The organism is Sphingobacterium sp. Lzh-3, from assembly GCF_046764375.1.
GTDB lineage: Bacteria > Bacteroidota > Bacteroidia > Sphingobacteriales > Sphingobacteriaceae > Sphingobacterium.
In genome coordinates this window covers 4,522,955-4,547,158 of the sequence record NZ_CP177226.1, presented here as the reverse complement: position 1 = coordinate 4,547,158, position 24,204 = coordinate 4,522,955, and the positions used below count along the sequence as shown (strand labels likewise).

The 24,204-nt window shown below is 38.2% G+C and carries 22 protein-coding genes; 11 read left to right on the top strand and 11 right to left on the bottom strand.

Annotation, left to right across the window (positions count from 1 at the left end; genetic code table 11):
* Positions 1-9 precede the first annotated feature (9 nt).
* The 3 genes from ACLCDV_RS19120 to ACLCDV_RS19110 all read left to right on the top strand — a co-directional run bounded on the left by ACLCDV_RS19120 (position 10) and on the right by ACLCDV_RS19110 (position 7,106).
* Entirely contained in the window at positions 10-3,516 is a 3,507-nt protein-coding gene (locus tag ACLCDV_RS19120) for a TonB-dependent receptor (protein ID WP_411971994.1), read from the top strand.
* A 10-nt stretch (positions 3,517-3,526) separates the two neighbouring features.
* Entirely contained in the window at positions 3,527-5,518 is a 1,992-nt protein-coding gene (locus ACLCDV_RS19115; protein WP_317664848.1) for a RagB/SusD family nutrient uptake outer membrane protein, read from the top strand.
* 85 nt (positions 5,519-5,603) lie between these two features.
* Positions 5,604-7,106 (top strand): alpha-L-fucosidase, encoded by a 1,503-nt coding sequence (locus ACLCDV_RS19110; protein WP_411971993.1) that lies wholly within the window; start codon positions 5,604-5,606, stop codon positions 7,104-7,106.
* Between the two features lie 322 nt (positions 7,107-7,428).
* Here ACLCDV_RS19110 and ACLCDV_RS19105 read toward each other — a convergent pair whose 3' ends face one another.
* The gene (locus tag ACLCDV_RS19105; RefSeq protein WP_411971992.1) at positions 7,429-8,325 is read right to left on the bottom strand and encodes a helix-turn-helix domain-containing protein; all 897 of its coding nucleotides are present in this window, start codon (positions 8,323-8,325) and stop codon (positions 7,429-7,431) included.
* A 210-nt stretch (positions 8,326-8,535) separates the two neighbouring features.
* On the opposite strand from ACLCDV_RS19105, the gene ACLCDV_RS19100 reads away from it, so the two are divergent.
* The 4 genes from ACLCDV_RS19100 (at position 8,536) to ACLCDV_RS19085 (ending at position 10,932) form a co-directional block, all read left to right on the top strand.
* On the top strand, positions 8,536-8,685 hold the full coding sequence (locus ACLCDV_RS19100; protein ID WP_411971991.1) for an SDR family NAD(P)-dependent oxidoreductase: 150 nt from the start codon (positions 8,536-8,538) through the stop codon (positions 8,683-8,685).
* Positions 8,658-9,284 (top strand): sugar O-acetyltransferase, encoded by a 627-nt coding sequence (locus tag ACLCDV_RS19095; protein WP_411971990.1) that lies wholly within the window; start codon positions 8,658-8,660, stop codon positions 9,282-9,284. Before ACLCDV_RS19100 ends, ACLCDV_RS19095 begins: the two co-directional genes overlap by 28 nt.
* Positions 9,285-9,289: 5 nt before the next feature.
* Positions 9,290-10,342, top strand: a complete 1,053-nt coding sequence (locus tag ACLCDV_RS19090) for an alpha/beta hydrolase (protein ID WP_411971989.1) — start codon at positions 9,290-9,292, stop codon at positions 10,340-10,342.
* Between the two features lie 149 nt (positions 10,343-10,491).
* A complete protein-coding gene (locus ACLCDV_RS19085) occupies positions 10,492-10,932 on the top strand; it encodes a putative quinol monooxygenase (protein WP_411971988.1) in 441 nt (146 codons plus the stop codon).
* 78 nt (positions 10,933-11,010) lie between these two features.
* Here ACLCDV_RS19085 and ACLCDV_RS19080 read toward each other — a convergent pair whose 3' ends face one another.
* From ACLCDV_RS19080 to ACLCDV_RS19065, 4 genes are all read right to left on the bottom strand, one after another.
* Entirely contained in the window at positions 11,011-12,792 is a 1,782-nt protein-coding gene (locus tag ACLCDV_RS19080) for a BACON domain-containing protein (RefSeq protein WP_411971987.1), read from the bottom strand.
* Positions 12,793-12,794: 2 nt separating this feature from the next.
* Positions 12,795-14,825, bottom strand: coding sequence for an IPT/TIG domain-containing protein (locus ACLCDV_RS19075; protein ID WP_411971986.1), 2,031 nt, complete (start codon positions 14,823-14,825; stop codon positions 12,795-12,797).
* Between the two features lie 64 nt (positions 14,826-14,889).
* A complete protein-coding gene (locus ACLCDV_RS19070) occupies positions 14,890-15,012 on the bottom strand; it encodes a hypothetical protein (protein ID WP_411971985.1) in 123 nt (40 codons plus the stop codon).
* 314 nt (positions 15,013-15,326) lie between these two features.
* Entirely contained in the window at positions 15,327-15,905 is a 579-nt protein-coding gene (locus ACLCDV_RS19065) for a hypothetical protein (protein WP_411971984.1), read from the bottom strand.
* Between the two features lie 198 nt (positions 15,906-16,103).
* Between ACLCDV_RS19065 and ACLCDV_RS19060 the strand changes: the two genes are divergently transcribed.
* The gene (locus ACLCDV_RS19060; protein ID WP_411971983.1) at positions 16,104-17,342 is read left to right on the top strand and encodes a hypothetical protein; all 1,239 of its coding nucleotides are present in this window, start codon (positions 16,104-16,106) and stop codon (positions 17,340-17,342) included.
* A gap of 334 nt (positions 17,343-17,676) precedes the next feature.
* Here ACLCDV_RS19060 and ACLCDV_RS19055 read toward each other — a convergent pair whose 3' ends face one another.
* Complete coding sequence (locus ACLCDV_RS19055) at positions 17,677-18,333, bottom strand: DUF6624 domain-containing protein (RefSeq protein ID WP_411971982.1); 657 nt, start codon at positions 18,331-18,333, stop codon at positions 17,677-17,679.
* Between the two features lie 63 nt (positions 18,334-18,396).
* Between ACLCDV_RS19055 and ACLCDV_RS19050 the strand changes: the two genes are divergently transcribed.
* Positions 18,397-18,714, top strand: a complete 318-nt coding sequence (locus ACLCDV_RS19050; RefSeq protein ID WP_336834525.1) for a hypothetical protein — start codon at positions 18,397-18,399, stop codon at positions 18,712-18,714.
* A 67-nt stretch (positions 18,715-18,781) separates the two neighbouring features.
* Here the strand turns inward: ACLCDV_RS19050 and ACLCDV_RS19045 are convergent, their stop codons facing one another.
* From ACLCDV_RS19045 to ACLCDV_RS19035, 3 genes are all read right to left on the bottom strand, one after another.
* Entirely contained in the window at positions 18,782-19,312 is a 531-nt protein-coding gene (locus ACLCDV_RS19045; RefSeq protein WP_411971981.1) for a hypothetical protein, read from the bottom strand.
* A gap of 925 nt (positions 19,313-20,237) precedes the next feature.
* Positions 20,238-20,687, bottom strand: coding sequence for a DUF1569 domain-containing protein (locus ACLCDV_RS19040; RefSeq protein ID WP_411971980.1), 450 nt, complete (start codon positions 20,685-20,687; stop codon positions 20,238-20,240).
* 187 nt (positions 20,688-20,874) lie between these two features.
* Complete coding sequence (locus tag ACLCDV_RS19035) at positions 20,875-21,690, bottom strand: KilA-N domain-containing protein (RefSeq protein WP_411971979.1); 816 nt, start codon at positions 21,688-21,690, stop codon at positions 20,875-20,877.
* A gap of 308 nt (positions 21,691-21,998) precedes the next feature.
* On the opposite strand from ACLCDV_RS19035, the gene ACLCDV_RS19030 reads away from it, so the two are divergent.
* Entirely contained in the window at positions 21,999-22,529 is a 531-nt protein-coding gene (locus tag ACLCDV_RS19030; protein WP_411971978.1) for a cysteine hydrolase family protein, read from the top strand.
* A 58-nt stretch (positions 22,530-22,587) separates the two neighbouring features.
* Positions 22,588-22,917, top strand: coding sequence for a hypothetical protein (locus tag ACLCDV_RS19025; RefSeq protein WP_411971977.1), 330 nt, complete (start codon positions 22,588-22,590; stop codon positions 22,915-22,917).
* Positions 22,918-23,017: 100 nt separating this feature from the next.
* Here ACLCDV_RS19025 and ACLCDV_RS19020 read toward each other — a convergent pair whose 3' ends face one another.
* Positions 23,018-23,404 (bottom strand): hypothetical protein, encoded by a 387-nt coding sequence (locus tag ACLCDV_RS19020; protein ID WP_411971976.1) that lies wholly within the window; start codon positions 23,402-23,404, stop codon positions 23,018-23,020.
* An 82-nt stretch (positions 23,405-23,486) separates the two neighbouring features.
* Positions 23,487-24,200, bottom strand: a complete 714-nt coding sequence (locus tag ACLCDV_RS19015; RefSeq protein ID WP_411971975.1) for a hypothetical protein — start codon at positions 24,198-24,200, stop codon at positions 23,487-23,489.
* Positions 24,201-24,204: the final 4 nt, after the last annotated feature.

The window sequence follows — 24,204 nt, the reverse complement described above, 5'->3', positions numbered from 1 at the left end:
CCTAAAAATATGAATAAAAAATTTCACCTGAGAAAAAACAAATTTGGGTTTGTTCGGGACAAATCTGCTTTAACTTTTTTAAAGCGATCGTCAAAAATAGGAACTATCCTCGGTTTGATAGCTCTCCAAAGCCTTTCCTTAGCCAAGGCACAAGAATTAAACCTTAATCTAAAAAATGCCACCTTAACAGAAGTACTAAAAGAGATACGTAAACAAACGGGATATCAGATTATTTATGATTCTGATATTTTGCAAAACAAAAAATTAATCTCTTATTCTGGTTCCAAATTGGATTTGAGGTTAGTGTTGAAAAAAGCGCTCACGGAGCAGGATCTAGATTTTGTGATTGAAGGCAAGACTATTATTGTTAAACCGCAGGAAAGGGCTAGTTTTAAAAATATCCCAGATCGGAAATCAGAAAAGATAGAGATTAAAGGTACAGTTTTAAATGCATCGGGAAAACCAATTGCGGGTGTGACCGTGACAGAAAGAGGTACGTCAAATACTGTATTGACAGCAGAAGACGGAACATTTACTTTAAAAGTAGCAAATGAAAAATCCATTTTGGATTTTTCCTATGTGGGGTATGCTTCTTTAAGCGAAAATGCGAGTCGCAACCCAATGATGTTGACAATGTCCAGTCAGGATAGGGCGTTGGAAGAAGTCGTTGTAGTAGGGTACGGAACACAAAAGAAGGCAAATTTGACTGGTGCGGTTTCGTCTCTTGACGGTAAAGAGTTAGAGTCAAGACCTGTGCAGAATGTTGGACAGGCCCTGCAAGGCATGATCCCTGGGCTGAATTTGCAGACAACCGGACTGGGGGGTGAACTAAATCAAAATCTAAGCGTCAATATCCGTGGTGCGGGGACGATAGGCGTAGGGTCGAGTTCATCAGTTTTGGTTTTAATTGATGGGATGGAAGGCAATATGAATGCGCTAAATCCTCAGGATATTGAAAATATCACCGTACTTAAAGATGCAGCAGCTTCTGCTATTTACGGGTCAAGGGCACCTTTTGGAGTTATCCTCATTACAACAAAATCTGGAAAATCGGGTAAGATAACAGCAAATTATAACAATAATATAAGATTGGGTAAGCCAAGGGGGCTACCCACGATGTTAGATTCCAAAACATTTGCGTATTATTTCAACGAAGTGGCAGCAAACGATGGTGAAGGTGCAAAATTTTCTCAGGAAGTATTGGAACGAATTGAAGCTTATCAAAGAGGAGAAATAGAAACGACGACTACCCCAAATACGAGTGACAGATTTCAATACTATACAGGGTCTAATGGGAATACAAACTGGTTTAAAGAGTTTTACAGGGATTTTACAACTTCCCATGAACACACGCTCAGTTTGAATGGCGGTACTGAAAAGCTAAATTTTTATAGTTCAGCAAATTACATGGATCAAAATGGCTTGAACAGGTTTGCTAATGACAATTTTCAACGATATTCGATAGCTACAAAAATCAATGCAAAGATTAGCGATAAGGTAGACCTCATGTACAATACGCGTTTTGTACGTGAAGACTACGAAAAAGCAAGCCATATGAATGATTTATATTATCATAATATAGCGAGAAGATGGCCTACGATACCTTTGTACGACCCAAATGGAAATTATTCCGAACCAAGTGAAATATTGCAGCTCCAGCAAGGAGGACGTTCTAAATTTCAGAAAGATTTTCTTTATCAGCAGCTACAATTGCATTATCAGCCAATCAAAAATTGGAATATAACAGGAAATGTCAATTATCGTATTACAAGTCAAAATGACCATGCCGAAATTTTGAGAGCTTATTCAAATGATGCAAAAGGAAATCCATTTCCTGTTGCGGTAGGGTACAATGCTGCTGGATATACCAATGTTTCGGAATACAATCGCAAAGACGAATATTTCAGTACAAATTTCTTTTCAGATTATTCCTTTGACATCAACGCTGATCATCATTTCAAAATTTTGGCTGGTTTCAATTCAGAGCTCAATAAGTATAGAGATCTTAATGGAAGCATGAGCGATCTGATCACAGATAATGTTCCGACATTGAATACTGCCACCACCAATCCCAGGGCTTCTGGGGGCTATCAACATTGGGCTACTGCTGGTTTTTTTGGACGATTAAACTATAGCTACAAAGATAGGTATCTTTTTGAGGCTAACGGACGATACGACGGTTCGTCACGTTTTCCAAGAGACTTGCGCTGGAATCTCTTCCCCTCAGTTTCCGCTGGATGGAATATAGCGAATGAGTCATTTTGGCCTATTAAGGAGCATGTTTCCATGTTTAAATTGCGTGGTTCCTACGGCGAGCTGGGAAACCAATATACGGACAATTGGTATCCTTTTTATGCAACAATGCCCGTTAGTATAGCTAATGGTACCTGGCTTTTGAATGGACAAAAAACAAATACGGCCAGTGCCCCTGGGCTTATTGCCTCTACCTTGACCTGGGAACGTGTCTCAAGCTGGAATGTGGGATTAGATCTGCGGGCACTTTCCAATCGTTTAGGTTTATCTCTTGAAGTCTATCGTCGGAATACATTCGATATGATAGGACCAGCACCAGAGCTTCCTGTTATTTTGGGCACAGCTGTGCCGCGTTTAAACAATGCCGAGATGAATTCCAAAGGCTTCGAAATTGAGGTAAATTGGAAAGATCATATTGGTAAATTGAATTACAGCGCTAGAGCTGTCCTTTCCGATGATCGTCAGACAGTCACCAAATATCCTAATCCTACAGGTACGCTGAGTACCTGGTACGATGGTCGCAAGAATGGAGAGATCTGGGGATATCAAACTTTAGGAATAGCACAGAGCGGAGAAGAAATGGCTGCCCACCTCGCTAAAACCAAACAGTCTTTCGGGACAAACTGGCAAGCTGGGGACATTATGTATGCTGATCTCAACGGAGACGGTCAGGTTAATAATGGAGCCAATACCTTGGCGAACCCAGGTGATCTGACCATTATAGGGAATTCGGCCCCACGCTATCGTTATAGTTTTGATTTAAATTTCAATTATAGCGGATTCGATTTAGGGATTTTCTTGCAAGGTGTTGGAAAACGCGATTATATGCCCAATGGGCCATATTTTTGGGGGGCGAATGGCGGGATGTGGCAATCCGCTGGTTTTGTTGAGAATATGGACTTCTACCGCGATGAGAATTCCACGATGGTACAGAACGGTGTTTTAGGTGTTAATAAAGATTCCTATTTACCGAGACCTTATTTTAACACTTCAAAAAATCAGCAAACACAAACTAAATATTTACAGAATGCTGCTTATTTACGTTTAAAGAATGCTCAATTTGGATATACGTTTTCTCCACAACTATTGGGCAAGATAGGATTTTCCAAAATTCGTATTTATGCATCAGGTGAGAATTTGTTGACTTTTACCAAAATGGCTAAGGTTTTTGATCCGGAAACCGTTGGACTTGGAGGGTGGAATGATGGAAAAACATATCCATTTTCGACGACTTATTCTTTTGGCCTTAACTTGAATTTTTAAACCGATATATATGAAAACGACATATTATTTTTCCACAATTTCTTGGTTGTTATCGATGACCGTGTTGTTCACATTGCATTCCTGCAATAAGTATTTGGATAGAGAACCCTTATCCAATGTAACACCGCAGGAATATTTAAATACCGAAGCAGATTTGGCCGCATACACGGTTGGCCGTTATGCCTTTCCATCCCATTCTGGCTGGGGCCTTGGTACATTTGCTAACGATAACGGTACAGACAACCAGGTGACTTCAAGTTATTCGACACGTTGGGTACCTGGAGAATGGCGTGTGCCGAGTTCGGGCGGTGATTGGGATTTTACTCAGATTAGGCAGTTGAACTATTTTCTTGAACAGGTACTCCCAAAATGGAAGAACGGTAAGTTAACGGGCAATTCAGCAAATATAACTCATTATGTGGGTGAAGCCTATTTTTTGAGAGCGTATGAATATTTTAATAAAGTGCAGGCGCTTGGTGATTTTCCGATTGTTCGAAATACACTTAAAGATAATATGGAAGAGCTGACGGCTGCTTCCATTCGACAACCTAGAAATATGGTGGTTCGATTTATTCTTTCTGATTTGGATTCGGCAATTACATTATTGAACGATGTAGCTCCTGACGGGAAGAACCGTATTTCAAAAAAGGCCGCTTTACTTTTTAAATCTCGTGTAGGGTTATTTGAAGGCTCTTGGCTAAAATACCATAAAGGAACTGCTTTCGTCCCTGGTGGAACTGGCTGGCCCGGTGCAAAATCGCACCCAAATTTTTCGATCAATATCGATAATGAGATCAATTATTTCTTAGAACAGTCTATGACAGCCGCCGCTCAGGTAGCCGATGCAGTCGAACTTGTCGGAAATACAAAGGACGATGGTTATAATTCATCTTCGAACCCCTATTTCAAAATGTTTGGCGACGAGAATTTAAATGGCTACAGTGAAGTGCTTTTATGGCGGAGTTATTCCACACCCTTGGGAATTACCCATGCCGTAAATCATTACATGAATCGAAATGGCGGAAATTCCGGATATTCAAGAGGTCTTGTGGAAAATTTTACCATGAAAAACGGACTACCTATTTATGCTTCAAACTCGGGTTATGCAGGCGACGATTCCATCAGCCTTGTCAAAAAAAATCGGGATAACCGATTACAGCTATTCATGAAGGCACCTGGGGAATTGAGTTATACCAACCAGACTTCTTCAACCGGTGCTGTACAGACAGAGCCTAGACCCGATATTATTGGTTTGGCAGAGACACGGTACGTGACAGGTTACGCTTTGAAAAAAGGAATGAGTTACCTTTTTGCCCAAGCTGAGGGGCAGACTGGTACTACAGGCTCAATTATATTTCGTGCTGTTGAGGCTTATTTAAACTATATTGAAGCAAGTTATCTTGCAAAGGGAGTAATCGATGCAAAAGCCAACAGTTACTGGACGAAAATAAGAGAAAGAGCAGGCGTAAATACAGATTTTATGGCAACCGTAAACGCGACCGAAATGCAAAAGGAAGCTCAAGGTGACTTCGCTGCATATTCAGCCGGACAGTTACTTTCCGATAAAATTCTTTATAATATTAGAAGAGAACGCCGTTTGGAACTTATTGCCGAGGGATTTAGATTTAATGATCTTAGGCGTTGGCGGGCGCTTGATCAGCTAGCAAACAATCCATACATTATTGAAGGGATGAGGCTGTGGGGGCCTATGCAGGACTGGTACAAAGATAAGGGCGTCTCTACTTTAATCGTACCGGGCACAGCAGGAAAAACAGCAAATGTGTCTTCACCCCAGGAAAGTCAATATTTAAGACCCTATCGGATTAATCTTTCGGCTAACAATCTTGTTCTAAATGGCTATAGTTGGACCAGTGCGCATTATTTGTCTCCCATAGCCATAAGTCATTTGAGCATAACTTCGACAGATGGTAGTCCAGCTGGTTCAATTATCTATCAAAACCCGAATTGGCCTTTAGTTGCCAATCAGGGGGCCAATCAATAATTGGTCGGAACCTTTACGAAAATTTTGAAGATAAGATAGTTCGGAGATTTTTCCGGCTATCTTATTTTTGTCCTATAGATATAAAATGAAGAAAATTAATATCATTACTTTACTATTATTGGCAGCGGTATTTGATGCTGCGGCTCAAAATATGATTGCCTTACAACCCGGAGAATCAGAATCTGCTATTGTAACCAAGGCAGCCAACGTGATACCGACCCAAAGACAGCTTGATTGGCAAAAGCTGGAAGTGACCGGATTTCTCCATTTCGGGATCAATACCTTCACAAATAAGGAATGGGGTGAAGGGAAAGACGATCCAAAATTATTTAACCCGACACAATTAGATGCAGAACAATGGGTTTGGACAGCAAAAGAAGGTGGAATTAAACTTTTGATTCTTACCGCGAAGCATCACGATGGCTTCTGTCTCTGGCAAACGAATACAACAGACTATTCGGTTAAAAATTCTCCTTACAAAAAGGGGAAAGGAGATGTTTTTGGCGAACTAGCTGCGGCCTGTAAAAAATATGATATGAAGTTAGGGGTATATCTTTCCCCTTGGGATCGACATGAGGCTTCTTATGGGTCAGAAGCTTATAATGATTTTTTTGTTGCCCAATTGAGCGAATTACTGACCCGATATGGTCAGATTGATGAAGTTTGGTTTGATGGTGCTAACGGAGAGGGACCGAATGGTAAAAAGCAGGAATACGATTGGAATCGTTATTATCAGGTTATACGTGAAAAACAACCTGAGGCCGTTATCGCAGTAATGGGACCCGATGTAAGATGGGTCGGTACAGAAACGGGCTATGGTCGGGACACAGAATGGTCAGTTGTACCTGCTAGTAACCTAGCGCAAAATCATATAGCTGCTGGATCGCAACAGCAGATGAATATTAAACCGGCGGGAGATATGCGTAACAAAGATCTTGGGAGCCGGGAAAGGATCAAAGAAGCAAAAGGGCTGGTCTGGTACCCAGCGGAAACCGATGTTTCTATACGCCCGGGATGGTTCTATCACGAGGAAGAGAATAACAAAGTTAAAAGCCCGGGGAAGTTGATGGATATTTATTTTAATTCGGTGGGAAAAAATGGTGTCTTGTTGCTTAATATTCCACCAACAGCAGCCGGATTGATTCATTCGGTAGATGCTGCAAATTTAAAAAAGTGGAACGACTGGCGCACAGCATTGTTTTCGAATAACATTTTAAGCAAAGCCAAACTCCAGACTACCGACCTCGTTCTAAAAAAATGGAAAAAAATGCCATTCTGGACGACGAAAGATCAAAAAACCAGCACAGCAACTTTTGAATATATCCTGCCTAAGGCAACCGCGTTCAACGTTCTCTCCCTACAGGAAAGCATTGCTTTAGGCCAGCGTGTGGAGCGATTTAATTTGGAAGTATGGCAAGATGGAGTCTGGAAAGAAGTGTCGAAAGGTACTACTATCGGTAACAAACGGTTATTGACCTTTCCTACAGTTAATGCCCAGAAGATAAGAATCAACATTTTACAATCTCGTCTAAACCCGCAAATAGAACAGCTGGGACTCTATTTCAATGAAAGAGGAATATTTGAATAGTACATCAGGATTTCAGTGTTCGGTATTGTAGATCTTGCCGGTATTCCTAAAGATCGATATTATCTTTATCGTAGCCATTGGAACCAGGAATCGCATACATACGGTTACGATAGTTGCCTATGATTCTTTAGGGGAAATAGCTGCAAGAGCAATGTAAAGACTGCGGGGAAGCTATAAACTATACGATTAGATGTTGATCGGAAACAATTGAAAGCAAATGGAAAAGAAATTACTTTTATTACAGTTACGCTCGTTGATAAATAGGGGAATATAGTCACAATCGTTTCCCTATGCTGCGCGTGTACTGTAAGATTAATCAATTTTAATTTAAATTCCTATACTCATTCGGTGTAACACCCGTTTTTTGTTTAAAAATGCGGGTAAAATGCTGCTGATATTTAAAGCCCAGTTCACTGGCGATTTCGTTGATGCTTTTGGAATGGTCAAAGATTCTTTCTTTTGCTTCATCTATCAATTTACCTTGTATGTAATCCAATGCTGTGCTTCCTGTTTCCTTTTTTATAAGGTCTCCGAAGTAATTCGGAGAAAGATGTAGTTGATCTGCGCAATAACTCACCGATGGAAGTCCCAGTAAAAGTGTTTTGTCTGATTTGAAATAGTCATTCAACAGCTTCTCAAACCGTACCAGAATATCACTATTGACATTGCTTCTTGTTATAAACTGCCGGTCATAAAAACGCTGGCAATAATTTAACAAAAGCTCAATATTGGAAACGATCAATGTTTTGCTATGCTTGTCAATATTCTGATCGATTTCTTCTGCTATTTTTTCAAAGCAATGCACAATGGTTTTGCGCTCCTTTTTGGATAAATGCAGTGCTTCGTTCACCTCATAGGAAAGAAAGGTATAGTCTTTTATATGCTTTCCCAGATTGGTTCCTTTTATAAAGTCGGGATGAAAGACAAGTCCATACCCGGAGGGTTTTATGGCCATACCATTACTGTCAATTCCATAAATCTGTCCGGGCGATACGAATACCAATGTTCCATCCTCATAGTCATAAGGCTGAGATCCGTAGCGCATATCGCCACATTTAATATTTTTCAGAAATATAGCATAAATGCCCATATAACGCCGGAAATTTTGAACAGTTGGTATTTCATTGAAATTGACTACGCTGACTAAGGGATGTAAGGTGTCTACCCCCATGCTGTCATTGTACTGCTTGACCGTATCGTATCTTTCGACCTGCTCCATTACATAACAAATTTGAATTCAAATCTACTAAACCTGAATCTGTTTTTCCAATGATCGGACATAATCTGTAAAACTGGTAAATAAATCTGTATCCTGTATAAAAGATCAACCTAATTAAAATAAGAAATTTGTGTAACTATCTAGGAGATAAGCTCCACTTTAATATGATGGTATTTTTTAGTGATTTTTAAAATGGAAAATATGCGTTCAATGAAAGACAAAGTTGTATTGATTACCGGTGCTGCACAAGGCATAGGTCTGGCCTCTGCCAAATCATTTGCGGAAGCAGGTGCGCAGGTAATTTTGGCGGATGCACGCCAATGGTTAAGGAAATGTTCGAAAGGGAACCCGATGCGATGAATAAACTGATCAATGAATTGCCAAATAAAAGATTAGGGCGGCCGGAGACAGACATTTTTCAGCGGTTACGAAATGGAGAGATTATATCGTCCAATGATCCGCAAGCATATAAGATGCTTGAGGCCGCACACGCGACAAAAGAACTCCTCGTTCAGATGAACAACAGTGTTGATCCTACAGAAGTTAGAAGCTTTCTAAGCCAGATAACAGGTAGCAAGATCGATGAGAGCGTTACTGTTTTTACTCCGCTTTACATCAATTATGGTAAAAATACCCGTATAGGAAAAAACGTGTTTATCAATTTTGACTGCACCTTATTGGATTTAGGAGGCATTACAATTGAAGATAATGTACTCATTGCCCCGAAAGTCAGTATATTATCAGAAGGGCACCCCATAGCCGTAGCGGATCGGCAGTCTCTTGTCCCTGGGCGTGTCCATATCAAAAAGAATGCATGGATCGGTGCAAATGCCAGTATTCTGCCGGGCGTCACTATTGGCGCAAATTCGATAGTGGCAGCAGGAGCGGTCGTAACAAAAGATGTTCCTGATGATACAATTGTGGGTGGAGTACCAGCAAAAATTATTAAATCTATCTAAAATAAATGAAACAGAGAGCCCTATCCATACTCTTGATCCTGGTCATTTTTACGCAGGCATTTAGCCAGACCAAATCAGTTAATAAATTGAGCAAAATGAACAAAGCAACAGAACACTATACCTTTGAGTTAAGTAATAAAGCGGTCCGTAAGAAAGTGAGTTTTAAAAACCGTTACGGGATTGTATTGAGCGGAGATCTTTACCTTCCCAAAAAACAGGGCATTGAGCCATTGGCCGCACTTGCCATTAGTGGCCCATTCGGAGCGGTAAAAGAGCAGTCTTCAGGATTTTATGCCAACCAAATGGCAGAACGTGGTTTTGCAGCCTTGGCATTTGACCCCTCTTATACGGGAGAGAGTGGCGGGGAGCCCCGCGCCGTTGCTTCGCCCGATATCAACACGGAAGATTTCAGTGCTGCAGTAGATTTTCTTGGGATACAGAAAAATATTGACCGAAGCAAAATCGGGGTCATTGGTATCTGTGGCTTTGGCGGCTTCGCGTTAAATGCGACTGCAATCGACAAAAGGGTAAAAGCCGTCGCGACGACCAGTATGTACGATATGACAAGAGTTATATCGAAAGGTTATAATGATGCTGTTACATTAGAAGATCGGACAAAAATATTAGAACGATTGGGCGAGCAACGCTGGAAAGATGCGGAAGCAGGAAGATTTCACTCCGGGCCACTATTAAATCCCGAAAAATTGAAAGGCGATGAGCCACAGTTTGTGAAAGATTATTACGATTACTATCGCACAGCAAGAGGGTTTCATGAACGTTCACTTAATTCAACCGGAGCATGGAATGCAACGAATGCATTATCGTTTATGAATATGCCTATATTAACCTACATCAAAGAGATATCGCCAAGGCCGCTTTTGATCATTGCAGGGGAAAAAGCACACTCCCGTTATTTTAGTGAAGATGCTTTTAAAGCGGCATCAGAACCAAAGGAACTCCTTATTATTCCGAATGCAGTCCACGTAGATCTATACGACAGGACTGACGTAATTCCTTTCGGCAAGTTGGAAACATTCTTTAGGGAATATTTAAATTAAAAGATATGAGAATATGCTTTTTGACAATGCTAGGGTCGATTACCGTTCTGTGTAGCAGCTTTGCCTCTACATCCAAATGTAGATGCAAAAGCTGCAAGAACCGTTATTTCTATAATAGAAAAGTAAGCACTATTAAACATTTAAATGATATGGATAAAAATATGTTTGAGTACGGTGTTTGGGTAAGACGTTCGTTACAGGTTATACTGGCAACAGCAATGTTATTTTGCATGATCCATATTGCCCAGGCTCAACAGCAGGACATAATGGTACGCATTTCAGAAATCGAGATACATCCCCAGCATGTAGAACACTACAAGACTATACTGAAAGAAGAAGCGGAAGCATCCGTAAGGCTTGAACCGGGCGTAATTGCCATCTTCCCCATGTTCCAAAAGGATAACCCAACACAGGTTAGAATACTGGAAATGTACAAAGATCAAAAAGCCTATCAGTCCCATTTGAAAACCGAACACTTTCAAAAGTACAAGACAGGTACGCTCTATATGGTCAAAGCATTAAAACTTGTGGACATGGAGGCACTCGATTTGGTAACCGCAACACAGCTATTTAGGAAACTTAAACAATAGATCTTAGCCTCTTGGTTAAGTTTGACTAAGTATTTCTTCGCTTGATATCATTTTCAGTTATTTTTTCGTTTTGCTGACTTATAATTCCCAGTTCTCCAACTTCGTTTTGCCTTTGAAAAAGTCTATTGAAAACCGAAATAGTTCTTCCGAATATCCATTGTAATAAACGATATATTTTCCATTTCCAGCTAACTTCACATAGCTTGAACCACCTGTGTCATAGAAGAAAGGTCTTCGATACAGTTCTTTTGCATTGAGGTCATAACAAACGATCCAAGTCGTATATTGTTGGTCCCATATAAACGCATATATCAACTTGTTTTTCGTATCAGATTGCCAATAGTTACCTTGGATGGGTTGACCTATTGCCGCTTTTGTTTTATAGTTGATTAACTGTTTTTCATGGAATGCTAGATCTTGAAAAGGTAGGATGGTAATTTCATCATACACAAATTCGGAAACCTTCTTTATAGGATCCCAGGTAAAGAGGCCACGATAGTTTTCTTTCATTCCAAAATCTACGCCGTTCGGCATTACTGTTAACCCCGAATAATAATAAGCGTACAAATAACCTGTTATAAGCTCAAATTTATTTTTATTTGCAATATCAAGTGTTGCGACGTTCCTACCGGTAATATTATTACCCAAAAGTGTCAGAAAAGCCATTCCATTTTTGTTGAAGACAACCTCTTCCGGAATAACATAAGGGGATTGCGGATGATCATTTGGCTGCGGGCTGAATTGAATCTCCTCTAATACCTGACCATTCCTCACATCTATTCGGCGCAATTTATCATCTGTGGAAGTGAGATAAAAACTACCGTTGTAATTGTTAAATAGCAAATTTCGGGTGTCGAAACTAACTCTCGGGTCGTTGATAATTTCAAAACGTTCCAGATCAATTGTCCCGATCCGTTTTCCAGCATCGTTGGTAAAGAAAATATAGTCGTTTGATCCAAGAGGATATAAGTTCCATATCCCACTATGGTATTTATGCATATCTATTTTTTTGTCGTAACCATTAAATTTGAAACGGACCGTATCCAATCCACCTCTATTTTGGGTTACAAATTCGTACGTCATGCCCAATCCTATGCGTGCACATCCAGAGGCAAAACTTACAGTTTTATTTTTAAGTGATTTTCCGGTAATTTCGGAGAGGCAGTAGTCGGAGGTCGATCTTATATAGCCTATATTGTCTAAAGGGTCAATCATGTTAGCTTCCCATTTGGAAATATCACCAAGTTCTACATAAACCGATTCAATTCTATTTTTGCGAAATTGGAATAGCGGAATAGTCCGTTTACTTTCCCCATTTTTTAGAATAATATTTGCAGTTCGGTTTTCATTGGTTTTATTCTGTAAAAAGCGAATATTAATCTTAATTTCAAATGCTTTTTCCGATAGAGTATCCACCCGTATCCAATCAGGAGCGATGATGTTAAAACCCTTATTTCTCCGCGCTGTAAATGAAAACGATTTACTCTGATGGGAAGCATATAAACTGTCTGTTGGAACAGTAAGGATCATATCGTCGTAGGGCATAATGATATTATCATTAATGGTATCCCTTTTGCTAAAATCGAACCGTTTGCTTACATCTATGTATCCTGATTTACTTATCTCAGCCTTAAGGTCCTGTTTTGGAAGATCGCTGATATAGGGTTTGCCTTTTGTCAACGTATAACTTTTGTTCAGTTCCGGAAACACTACTTTGACTGAATCCAGCGCGTTAGTCTTGAATTCATCCCACACTTGTAATTTTAGCGTCGCATATTTGTCGTTAGTTTGGACGACTTCTTCTTTTTTACAAGACATGAACATGGCCAACACAAGAAAGAGAAAATATAATTTTTGCATGGTTATTTTTTTAATTCATTTACGGAAACTCGGAGTAACTTGTTGTATCTGTTGATACTGTAATAAAGTTGATCGTCCACTACAAAAGCAATTGAATTAGACGCGTCGTGACCATAGGGAATGATGTGTGGTATTTGTTCCCAAATATTTCTGGTGGCGGTGTAACGGTATAGCGGGCCTAGAAAGGCAAAGCCATAATCTGCTATTCCCAGCGAGCTTTTATCACTAAAAGAATAGGGTAGATCGGTTTTTGTTTCCCATCTTTTGGTATCGGTGTCAAAGGCATAAGTTTGCACCTGTCCCGTATGCATTGAGCCCCCGATCACAAATAGTCGGCTTCCTATAACGAATGAGGATGTTCTCATTCTATCGTAAACACCGATTATTTCGTTTTCGGGAAAATCTACACTTTTTTCCCATTTGTTATTTGCAATATCATAGGAATACATTGTCCTATCCCCTTCGGTTCTTCCGAACGGATAGGGGCTTGGGTTATGTCCTGTGACCATATAGAGCTTGTTATTGACCCAGTTTATAGTTCCATGAGTACGTACTATTCCAGGATATTTTTCCAACTCCTTAAATGTGTTGTTTGAAGGGTCTAGTTCGTAGAATTGGCCATTTTGATTCCCTGTATATAGATATATTTTATTTTTGGAAGCAGTCATCTTTGGGTTTTCGCACGCAAAAGGCACTTTTGTTTCTGTGAAGTTTCCCGAAGTTTTGTTGAACTTCCAAAAACTGAGTCCGCCGTTTGCACTTCCGTTATTTGCGAGTATATATGCCGTGTTATTGACCACGACTGCTGGATTGGTCATGTCAATTGAGTTAAAAGGGATTTCGTTACTCCCTATAAACCACGGGTCTTTTATTTTAATTGAAGGAGAGAGTTTTATTTTCTCATCTAAGTATCTCACTTCGAGCTGAACGGATTTATTTGTGTAGTTATTGATAAAAGTGCTCCATGAAATTTGAGACGTATTTTCGCGGTCATCATCCGATCTATGGATAAACTCTGTTTCATAGCCATCAATGAAAAACTGCACTGCTGTTTTGGGAAGATCCTTTAATGTGACTGATAAGAAATCACCGATGGCGATCTCACCTGGTAGTTCCACTACTTCAGGCCTTTTGATACGCATCGGTGCATTGTCTTTTGGAACAATGTTTTGATTATTGCATTTCAAATTAACATGGAGCGTTGCACTTTTTAGGGTGTTTGGAATTACAAATTGAATAAAATTTATGCCGAATGATTTGATCGCAACTTCCTCGTCATTTATGAATAGTTTATTGGCATTTCTGTATTTTGAAAAATTGTTTCCAGTTATTTTTACTTCTTCTCCGATCTTAACTTCTTTTGGGAAATCGATGATCTGTGCTGTTGACAGGCTGAATTTATCCTTAAAGACAGTCTTCTGATAAGTAGAATGTAAATATATTTCCTGTTCGCCAACTGGAGTTTGATCAGTTAAAGGCATGTAAATGACTTTGTCTGACTTTTTGTAAGCTTGCAATTTTACATTTCCGATACCAGCCTCTTTTAACTGAAATCCCTCAAAGTCTCCATAAAGTCTTAAGGTGTCACCTATAGATCGTGTGGCCATTGATATGGAGTCAATTTTCAGTTTGGATTCTTTTCCGAAGGTAAATTTTAATAGATCAGATTTAGCTAAGCTTATTTTATTGTTGATGAAATAAGTATAATAGTAAGAACTGTTTAACTCTAATCCCGATTTTATATTTAGGTTATAAGTCTTAACTTCAAGGGGTAATTCAAAATTTTTATTTAAGACGATATCTTTAAATGTTGAGTCACGGGCGATCAGAATTCCTATGTTCGACAACGGTTCGGGAACACTATTAATCTTTAACCCCAGATTGAGTCCTCCATCGGTCGGATAATTCGGTTCCAGGAGTTCGATTTGTGCAATCTGTGGAATACTTGGAGGTTGAATTTCTTGCTTCTCTTTTTTACAACTAAAGAAAAATATAAATAGGAATAAGCAAGAGAATTGAATATAACTTTTCATGAAATTGAGGCTAATACTTTTCAATGCGAAAATAATAAAATAAAACGAAAGAATTACAATACTATTAAGATAGATCATTTGGTTGATTTATACTGTCAGCAATGGATGCTTCGGTCATATAAGTAGCCGATCGTATGGTTACGGATTTAGGTTTGAAGCCATTTGAGACTAAGAGATATACTTTCATAATACAAGCGGTTTAAAAGATGATGCAAGAGTGTTTTCTTTTCCATAATAGAATTTATTGAATTCATGCATCAAGTTTTTATTTATGATACAGGATTGAAAAGACGATCAAATCAGAACAAGGCTGAAACCGGGTAAACCTGTAAAGTAGTGGCTAGGCGATATCCAGAAAATCGGATTGCATCCAGGTTTTATGAGTCTTGTAACCTCAAATATGAAAGGTGTCTAACATATCTTCACTTTCCACGCGAAAAGCTTTGATAGAACTAATCGTAAATTAGGCAAATCGAGATATGAGTTCGTCATAGTTTATTCCTATTTTTTGCGAATGATTCTTAAACCTGAGAAATCACCATCCGAATCATGGCCTGTCCAAAAACCGATTTTTCCCGGAGAGGCCTGGAGCAGTGGCTTAACGATTAGCACCGGATTTTTGTCCTTATTGATGTAAGTTTTAATATTTTCGGCCGAAACATCAATTTTGACATGGAACCAATCGTTCGGATCTACATCATGGAGCAGAGGGGCTTCGTACTTATCTGGAAATTCTTTTCTAAGGTACGGCCAGTCATTTTCCGGAAGTGCTATATATTGCAACGCATGTTTTCTCCTGATCGGGTCGTTTGACCGGAAATTGAACGGCCGAAAGTAAATTGCTTGATATGTACTATCATCAGTTCCATGAAAAGCTAAACCGACAAAACTTTCCTGAAGCACATCCTTACCTTTGACATTGAATTCAATTGTGCCACTTTCGAACAAAAAATTTTTAATCCACACTATACCAGCGTTGGGCTTTCCTTCGACATGTAAAAATTGCGAATCAGTATTCGTTGAAGAAATTGAGAATTTTCTGTTCATAGCTTCCAGTGCTTCCTCATTTAGTGCCGGCATGTGAACTTGTTGTCCTAGCAGTTTAATAGATGAAAAAAGCAGAACTAACAAACTAATTGTAATTTTGATCTTGAACATAGTATTAAGATTGATTTATATTTTTTCGTTTTCATTTGCTGATTTAAATCTAGTATATCGCTAACTTTTTATAAATTCATTCGCTGTTCAAAAAAGTTCAAGTTCATATTTGGAATAATCATGTCTGAAAACCAATACTATATCGATCACTGCAAAGCCTTAATTGAAGAAAAACTTGGCTGGGGAAATAGTGCTAATTGGCAGGCCCAAGATTTTGAAAATCTCAGTGAACAGATTTTGATTGAAACAAAAACGTTGATTAGCGCGAGCACCTTGAAGAGAATTTGGGGAAAAGTGAAATATCAAAGCAAACCCAATCTATCAACCCTGGATACATTATCAAAGTTTATCGATTTCCAAAATTGGAGGGATTTTGTCAAATATTGTGTAGATACAACGAAGCCACAAGGCGTTGTGTCATCTTTAGAGCCTATGGTGAAAAAAAAGATATTTATATATTTGGTAGCAATATTGGTTCTCCCTTCTTCATTTTCTTTAGTTGGCTTCTTGCTGCAGAAGAAAGCTATTAATACACTACAGATCGATAACGTTAAATTTAATAGCAGAGCAGTTTCTGTTGGCGTTCCCAATACAGTTGTATTTGAATACGATGCGATGCAATCCAATGCCGACAGTGTATTTATCCAGCAGAATTGGGACGAAAAGAGAAGGGTCAGAGTCGACAAGTCTCACCATCAACATACCAGCGTCTATTACTTACCCGGGTATTACCGTGCCAAGTTAATACTGAATGATTCCATAGTTAAAGAACACGACATATTTATAGAAACAGAGGATTGGATAGGTGTATTATATAAAGATTCTATACCTTTTTACTTACAGAAAGACAGTTATCGTCATAACAGCTGGTATGGTATCTCATCCGAAGAAAAAAATCAATATCTACCAACAGACGGCTTGATCCCTTCATTCTTATTAACTTATGTCAATCGAGATATTACTGTAGACAGCCGCTCCTTTTCTTTATCAGTTAATGTACAAAATACATTTGCTCATCCGGCTGCTCCATGCAAGCATACTGATCTCACACTTCTTGGTACAGAAGGGGCGATAATTATTCCTCTTTCTAAAGCTGGCTGTGTTGGGGAAAATAAGCTAAGAATAGGTGAACAACTTTTGGATGGAAGGTTCCACGATCTGTCTGCATTCGGAGTTGATTACGCAACACCTGTTAAAGTTGAATGTGATGCACGTTCTGGGAAAATTAAAATTAAATTAAATGGAAAGCTAGCTTATGAGGGGGTAGATTTTAAAGGGATTGGGAATATTGTCGGTATAAGAGCCAAGTTTCAAGGAGCAGGGCGTTTAGATTCTTTTCAACTAAGTAAGGTTATGTAAGTATCCATTTTTCCGACAACTGAGATTGGACTTTTCTAATTAACTGACCTCCACCTTCGAATTTCAAAATACCTCCCATAGAACTAAACCGTTATAAAGTCTCACCCATGTAGCAGTTTCGTGGCTTTTTGGGTTACGCTCCAAACTGCTTTAAATGGCGGTTGCAATGTTTGTATATGAACTGACCTAATTGGGCTCTGGACATTCTACCAAAGAACCAATGTATAAATGTATCTTTTTCAAATGTTTCTATTCCAAGCAAAGGATACGGGCTTCCATCTAATCTATAGCTGTTAAATGGACCAGGCCTGGCAGATCCAACTAGTTAGAAGACCTATATTTTTTGCTCAATAGGATATAATGTAGGGCCGGTAATACCTTTTTTTCTAAAGCTTTCTTCATTTCTTAAAAAATGGTTTTTACTAACTGTATTGAGATATTCTTCAATAGTATTTAGACCAACAGCGCTTCTTCTTTTATTGATGTTGTTCATATCTTCTACATCTGCAACATAGGCTTGACAAGTATCTGTATGATAGGACACTTGTGTACCGTAGATTTGTTTTTTACCCGCACGGATTTTTATCCTGTCCACGAGATAGGCATAATAGGTCGAATGGGCATTTTTCTTTTTTACCTGAGCTTCCATTTTTTTCAAAACTTTCTCTTGAAATTTTGGCCATTTATCACAATGTTGTACGATGAGCCAAAAACTCTTGCTTCCTTCCTCTCCAACCATATCAAAACCAGGAAATCCATATTTTTCAAAAATTATTTTTGCTTCGTTGTAATTTACCGTTGCCATACTGTCGATAAGAGCCATATGCTGTTCACTCGCAGGTTTGACGTTCTTTGGCGGAGATTGCATGATTTCTTGATCTAACCTCGCCATTGTAATTAATTTGTTTGAAAGAGTAGAGTCAATCTGCGCACTGCAGAAGGTCGTGGCAAATAGCTGGAATACCATTAATAAAACTATATTCTTCATCATAATAATTAGATTTTAAGCAGTCCCTTGATCTAATTTAATGAAATTATTTCTTAAATTAGATATATGAAGAATAACTTAATAGCTATTTTAAGTCTTTTAACTGTGGTGTTATCTTCTTGTTCCGGTACACGGATTGCCACAATGAGAAAATCGAAAATGGAGCAGCTTGAACTGGGGATGTCCAAATTGCAAGTTGTTGATATTCTCGGATCATCCTATTCAATTGCGCAAAAGGAAGCAAACGCTACGGATACCATCGAAGTTATCTCCTACAGGAATTTTCCTTTTGATGATGAATTCTATTTATTTAGGTTTAAAAATAATAAACTGGAGAAATGGCATCGCGAATTCCAGCCGATATACAAAGAAATAAAGCCGTAGATTTTGATAGGTAGGACTGCCGTCGTTACACTTACATCAATAATAAAAACTACATTAATTAGTGTAGCTATAAATCCTTTTTATATATAAAAGTAATTTTACTTGTTTGGATCGTATCCTCCTTGAAATTTAATAGAGAAACACTATATTCCATTTTTTCTCCTTCCTTAAACGTCAAGATCCGATCGATGTCTTTCGGTAAGAGTACCTGCTTGATTTGGATAACCCCTTGATTGGCATAAACTACATCCCGGTTTTCTTTATCATCTGTTTTAATCTTCCACGATAGTGAGTTATTCACAGTCTTATTGCGGCTATCAAGCTTTCCTTCACAGGTAAATAATGCAAATGTAGTGCTAAATTCATCCGTGTATGTCAACTTTATTGGCCTTTTCTCGTATATGATGTATAAGCCTGTTGGATTCACAAATAAAGTGTCCGGATAGATTTTATAAATATCGTCTGCCTTTGGACAAGCGTATTCTATAAGGGGTTCCGGTTCTGGTTGAGGTTTTGGATCAAATGGTTCATTACGGCTGCAAGATGCAACTATTAAAAACAAGACGCTAAAAAGTAAAATAGTTAGTTTTCTCCTCATTATTAATATTACTGGTGTAGTTTATAAAATTCATATAAATAGACGAAAAAAATATTCGCTAAGCTATAGTTTAAAATGTAAAATTTTGGTTATATCTCTACTTTCTATATTTATCCAAGTTCTATATAGATATTAATATTATACTGAGTAATGACGACGTATATGTTGCTACTTTGTTTACGTTAAAAACATTGACATGTTGATGTGATGTGAGGATGCTTCCTATTCCTGGGCTTCCGATATGATTATCGTGCCGGATTTATCTCATTCGACTATCCGTAAAGCTATTCAAGAGGCATTGGATGACGGATATTTTGAAAATGCCTGCTCAAAAATAGGCACAGTTTAAACCGTGTTTGATTAAACCCTTCGAATTCGACGGGTTTAAAATTAGAGGTAGTGTGGTTGCTGATGGACACAGCACCGCCGATAGGCCCATGATCCCAGCTCGGCAAGTGATTCAGTATTTTAACTGGCTATGGTCAGAGATGACGCCAACAGAAGGGGGGATTATTCAATGACCCGCCTTCAACTAACTGAGCTGTTCATTCCATTTAATTAGTTTATTTCCTTTGACAAAGTCTATCCGATAGCTAACAGGCGACAATTATCTGTCGTTTAGTAATATTCATAATAATTAATACAGACCTGAAATATTTTCACAACTAGCTTCATGATATGGCTTTACTGGTTTTTGAATTTACAAAACAGGATATAAAAAGACAAAATAGATAGCTCGTTAATTATAATTTTCATCTCCATTTTTTATCTTGGTGCCACCTTACCCAGATATATCTAAAGTGTCGGATTTTATTGAATTTTCATAGAAGAGGATGGCAGAAGCTTTATTTCACTTTCAGATACCTGCTATAGAACGAACCCGTTATAACGTCTGACCCATGTAGCGGTTTCGTGGCTTTTTGGGTTACGCTCCAAACTGCTTTAAATGGTGGTTGCAATGTTTGTATATGAACTGACCTAATTGGGCTCTGGACATTCTACCAAAGAACCAATGTACAAATGCATCTTTTTCAAATGTTTCATACTGCTCGATCAATAATTTCCAATTTCGTTTCTCCATTTCTAAATCATGTATGTCTTCATTTACGATAAATACAGCGGATGTGGGTGCGTTTTTGCCAAAACTTGTTGTTTCATCTTTCAATATCCCCTTTATCGCATTTTGACCAAACATTCGCCCTAAAAATGAACGCTTAACCTTTATGGATCCTTGGTAATATTGTTCACATAATATACAATGCCTGACCATTTGCGTTACTGTCATTTTTCCCCAAAGAGCATTGCTGTCCTCGTGTAATAAATTAATTCTTTCGATGACCGCTTCTCTTATGTTTTTCTCAAATATTGATTTCATATTAGGAACATTTATCTATTCTAACTGGATTTTGATCATTTGCAGTCTTACAAATCTAACAGATTTGTTCTTCGATCGACTTTGCATAGGATAAGAAATAGAATTGCTTATCTAACGCATTGATGATAAGATTTATTTAAAACTCGTCATATTTCCAGTTAGAGGGATGGATAAATAAGAAACCTTTCTATTTCAATTTATTAACAGCCTTATTTTCTACGAGTGACTTCATTTGGGTTACCGCTACTTTGTTCAGTTGTATAAGTCTTTCATTTTGTGGTAGGCCTTGTTGGATCAGCAACGCATTTATACTTTCCATGTTGCTTAGCACGACCAACTGTTCTATAATCGCGTAGTCTCGAATATTGCCCTTTTTGTCGGGATTAGTATCTCTCCATTGTTTGGCTGTCATTCCAAATAGTGCGACATTCAGTATATCAGCTTCGCTTGCATAAACGGAATTCGCTTGCTGCTTGGTAATTTCTGAAGGAATGAGGTTTTCCTTTATAGCATCAGTGTGAATGTGATAATTTACTTTGGCTAGTGTCCTTTGTAAGTCCCAGTTCAATTTCAAACGATCATTTTCTTCATCTTTTAGACGCTGAAATTCTTTGATTAAGTAAATTTTAAAATGGGGGCTAATCCACATACCGAATTCAAAAGCTATATCAGGATGCGCATATGTCCCCCCATATCTTCCTGCGGTTGCTTTTAAGCCGATAGCATTTGTCTTCTCAACCCAATCTTTAACACTGATTTTATAACTGTTAAGTCCGGCCTGACTTTTAATTATGGCGAATTCGCCATAATTAAAAAGAGGGTTATAAATGCTTTCCCAAATACCCAGATATTCAACTGTGTTTCTATTTCGAAGCCAATCAGAAATGAAAAAGTCTCCATCTTTAGCTTTTAGCATATCAGTAAGTGAAATAAACTCGTTACCATTGTCGAGGATGATTGTTATTTCCTTTCCCTGTACATTAATTTTTTTATTCTTTGCCATACATTTAGATTTGATAAATTATTCTTTGTCAGTTTGAGAAAACTAGACGGAATAACTGGCTATTACAGTTTTTATTTTACGTGGGTAAATATACTAAAAAAAATAGCATTTTATAAACCGGCGTATATAAAGATTTAGAATAAAAACTTTAAGAAAACCTTAAAATCTCTGACTTTTCGGCTGTTTATTACAGGATGTTGAATACATCAAAACGGCACATGTTTGTTTATTGGTTACCTGATATCGAATAATTGGTGTTGAATAATGAACATTCGTTATATTTATCAAATACAGAAGCTAGTTCACAAATGAGAGCCTTACTAATCATAGATATGCAACTGGGGAGTTTTAGACCCTATGAGCTGAGGCATGATACCTTTGCTGTAATTGATCGGATAAACATACTTTCCGAGGTGTTTAGAAAGAACGAAGAGCCGGTCATTTTTATACAGCATGATGGGACAAAGGAAAACTGTTTTCTGCCGGGGACAGAAGATTGGTCGTTATTACCAGAGCTGATCAGAGGGCCCGCAGAGATGTTTGTCTCTAAGACAGCGAATGATTCATTTTATAAAACTGATCTGCAGACGATATTGAGGAGTAGGGGAGTGAAGGAACTGATCGTGACCGGATGTGCTACAGATTTCTGTGTGGATGCCACTATAAAATCAGCCTTGACGAGAGACTATTCTATTACCGTGGTTGCTGATGGACACACCACCGCCGATCGTCCCATGATCCCAGCTCGGCAAGTGATTCAGTATTTTAACTGGCTATGGTCAGAGATGACACCGACAGAAGGGGGGATTAAAGTCGAAACGTGTGATGTAATTTTATAATTTATATCAAAATAAGATAACACGTCTAACAAATAGAGAAGACAACAACCCTTCAGTTATGGATTATATAGCAACAGGAATTGATACCAGTATATTTTATTCAATTGTGAAATTTCTACAACAAAATAAGTGGAGATTAGATTTTGAATATGATGAAAAGATGTTTGATAAAGGAATAGATTTTGATCTTTATCAATTTAGTAAAGATGGCGAAATAATCCTACTGGCCTGGGACAACTGTTTTGAAGGAGAAGTTAAAGCCAGCAGAAAAAGATTAGAAGAATTATCTGCTGATTTTAATTTTGAACTTTTTGATAAAGGAACAGCTTACCTTCATCAAACTGACTTAATTCAGAACATGGGCAAGCTAATTAAATTCTATAGCTAAGTATTGTTACTAGAGATTTATAAAACCTGATTATTCAAGCTTTTTATAGCGTTATTGTTTCGTCGAGAGAGTGCACGCTACATTTCTAATCTGCCGTCAACTAACCGAGAGGTTCAATCCATTGGGGTATACCGATAAACATATCATTCACAAATTTTTCTGTATATCGCTGCATTCCAGTTTCCTCCTTATCAAAGTAGGTCTTTATTTTTGAACAGACTTTAGGATTGTAGCATAATTTGAGCCGGAAGTTTTCGACCCATTCGGGCCGTATAACAATGGTAATTAATCTTTTCGTATCTCTAGACAAGCCGATTACGGTAATAGCTTGGCACATCCCAGCATACCAATCGATAATATACACTTTGGTGCCCGGGCTAAACTGTTTCGTGCCATAGCGGGTTTGCAGTTTTCCTTGACCATAGCTAATTTCTTGTTTGATGTTAGCTACCAATGTCCATAATGGCATAGGTTCTAAATGATCCATATTTAATCAGTGCTATTTTAATTAGTTTATTTTCCATTGACAAAATCTATCCGATAGTTAACAGGCGACAGTTATCTGTCGTTTAGTAATATTCATAATAATTGCTTTGAAAATATTGCGCCCTCCTGAGAGAGAAATTATCCGTAATGAGCTGATGTATGCTGTCTATTACTTTGTTAAGCCGTTTGATTTGACTTAATTTCCACTGAGGTTCAATACCGTTATTATTTGCTGTCTCATCAGCTACAAGCTGTCTTAGCCCCTGAATATACAGTTGTTTTTGTTTATCGATAGCATATGTTTTTCGAAGCTCGCTCTTATCTTTTGGCATTAGGTAAATCGCATATTCTACTTCCGCCAGGAGCCTTTTATGCTGATGTCCAAAGTACGTACCTCCTTGTTCAATTAATGCAAATAATTCATTTATTTTTGAAAATAGCTGAAATAACCTTTTACGCTGTGCGGCATATTTTTGCTCACCATTTACCTTCATTAAGAAGTAGGAATAGAGCATACAATAATTATCCTGTCCAGCCTCACTACTAAACTCCATATCGCGTTGGAGGTGATAGCACAATGTGGGGGCAAATGTCTCTTCAAATAGAAATTCGGGATGATTACTTAAGATCGTGTCAAAATCCTCCCGAATGTATACCAGCGAGTCATTTGTCTGAAAATGCAATACGATTAATGAATCTGTTGCCAATGGTGTTGCAATAGCTTTTGCGAATGCCCCGTTTTGATATCCCAACAAAATAACAATACAGATCTGAAATATTTTCACAACTAGCTTCATGATA

Bases quoted from the DNA above. Each gene is read 5' to 3' on its own strand.
- ACLCDV_RS19115 (WP_317664848.1), top strand. From the start codon at position 3,527: ATGAAAACGACATATTATTTTTCCACAATTTCTTGGTTGTTATCGATG.
- ACLCDV_RS19105 (WP_411971992.1), bottom strand. From the start codon at position 8,325: ATGGAGCAGGTCGAAAGATACGATACGGTCAAGCAGTACAATGACAGC.
- ACLCDV_RS19070 (WP_411971985.1), bottom strand. From the start codon at position 15,012: ATGAAAGTATATCTCTTAGTCTCAAATGGCTTCAAACCTAAATCCGTA.
- ACLCDV_RS19100 (WP_411971991.1), top strand. From the start codon at position 8,536: ATGAAAGACAAAGTTGTATTGATTACCGGTGCTGCACAAGGCATAGGT.
- ACLCDV_RS19075 (WP_411971986.1), bottom strand. From the start codon at position 14,825: ATGAAAAGTTATATTCAATTCTCTTGCTTATTCCTATTTATATTTTTC.
- ACLCDV_RS19015 (WP_411971975.1), bottom strand. From the start codon at position 24,200: ATGAAGCTAGTTGTGAAAATATTTCAGATCTGTATTGTTATTTTGTTG.
- ACLCDV_RS19045 (WP_411971981.1), bottom strand. From the start codon at position 19,312: ATGAGGAGAAAACTAACTATTTTACTTTTTAGCGTCTTGTTTTTAATA.
- ACLCDV_RS19055 (WP_411971982.1), bottom strand. From the start codon at position 18,333: ATGATGAAGAATATAGTTTTATTAATGGTATTCCAGCTATTTGCCACG.
- ACLCDV_RS19050 (WP_336834525.1), top strand. From the start codon at position 18,397: ATGAAGAATAACTTAATAGCTATTTTAAGTCTTTTAACTGTGGTGTTA.
- ACLCDV_RS19060 (WP_411971983.1), top strand. From the start codon at position 16,104: ATGTCTGAAAACCAATACTATATCGATCACTGCAAAGCCTTAATTGAA.
- ACLCDV_RS19065 (WP_411971984.1), bottom strand. From the start codon at position 15,905: ATGCCGGCACTAAATGAGGAAGCACTGGAAGCTATGAACAGAAAATTC.
- ACLCDV_RS19110 (WP_411971993.1), top strand. From the start codon at position 5,604: ATGAAGAAAATTAATATCATTACTTTACTATTATTGGCAGCGGTATTT.
- ACLCDV_RS19095 (WP_411971990.1), top strand. From the start codon at position 8,658: ATGTTCGAAAGGGAACCCGATGCGATGAATAAACTGATCAATGAATTG.
- ACLCDV_RS19025 (WP_411971977.1), top strand. From the start codon at position 22,588: ATGGATTATATAGCAACAGGAATTGATACCAGTATATTTTATTCAATT.
- ACLCDV_RS19030 (WP_411971978.1), top strand. From the start codon at position 21,999: ATGAGAGCCTTACTAATCATAGATATGCAACTGGGGAGTTTTAGACCC.
- ACLCDV_RS19040 (WP_411971980.1), bottom strand. From the start codon at position 20,687: ATGAAATCAATATTTGAGAAAAACATAAGAGAAGCGGTCATCGAAAGA.
- ACLCDV_RS19085 (WP_411971988.1), top strand. From the start codon at position 10,492: ATGGATAAAAATATGTTTGAGTACGGTGTTTGGGTAAGACGTTCGTTA.
- ACLCDV_RS19120 (WP_411971994.1), top strand. From the start codon at position 10: ATGAATAAAAAATTTCACCTGAGAAAAAACAAATTTGGGTTTGTTCGG.
- ACLCDV_RS19035 (WP_411971979.1), bottom strand. From the start codon at position 21,690: ATGGCAAAGAATAAAAAAATTAATGTACAGGGAAAGGAAATAACAATC.
- ACLCDV_RS19080 (WP_411971987.1), bottom strand. From the start codon at position 12,792: ATGCAAAAATTATATTTTCTCTTTCTTGTGTTGGCCATGTTCATGTCT.
- ACLCDV_RS19090 (WP_411971989.1), top strand. From the start codon at position 9,290: ATGAAACAGAGAGCCCTATCCATACTCTTGATCCTGGTCATTTTTACG.
- ACLCDV_RS19020 (WP_411971976.1), bottom strand. From the start codon at position 23,404: ATGGATCATTTAGAACCTATGCCATTATGGACATTGGTAGCTAACATC.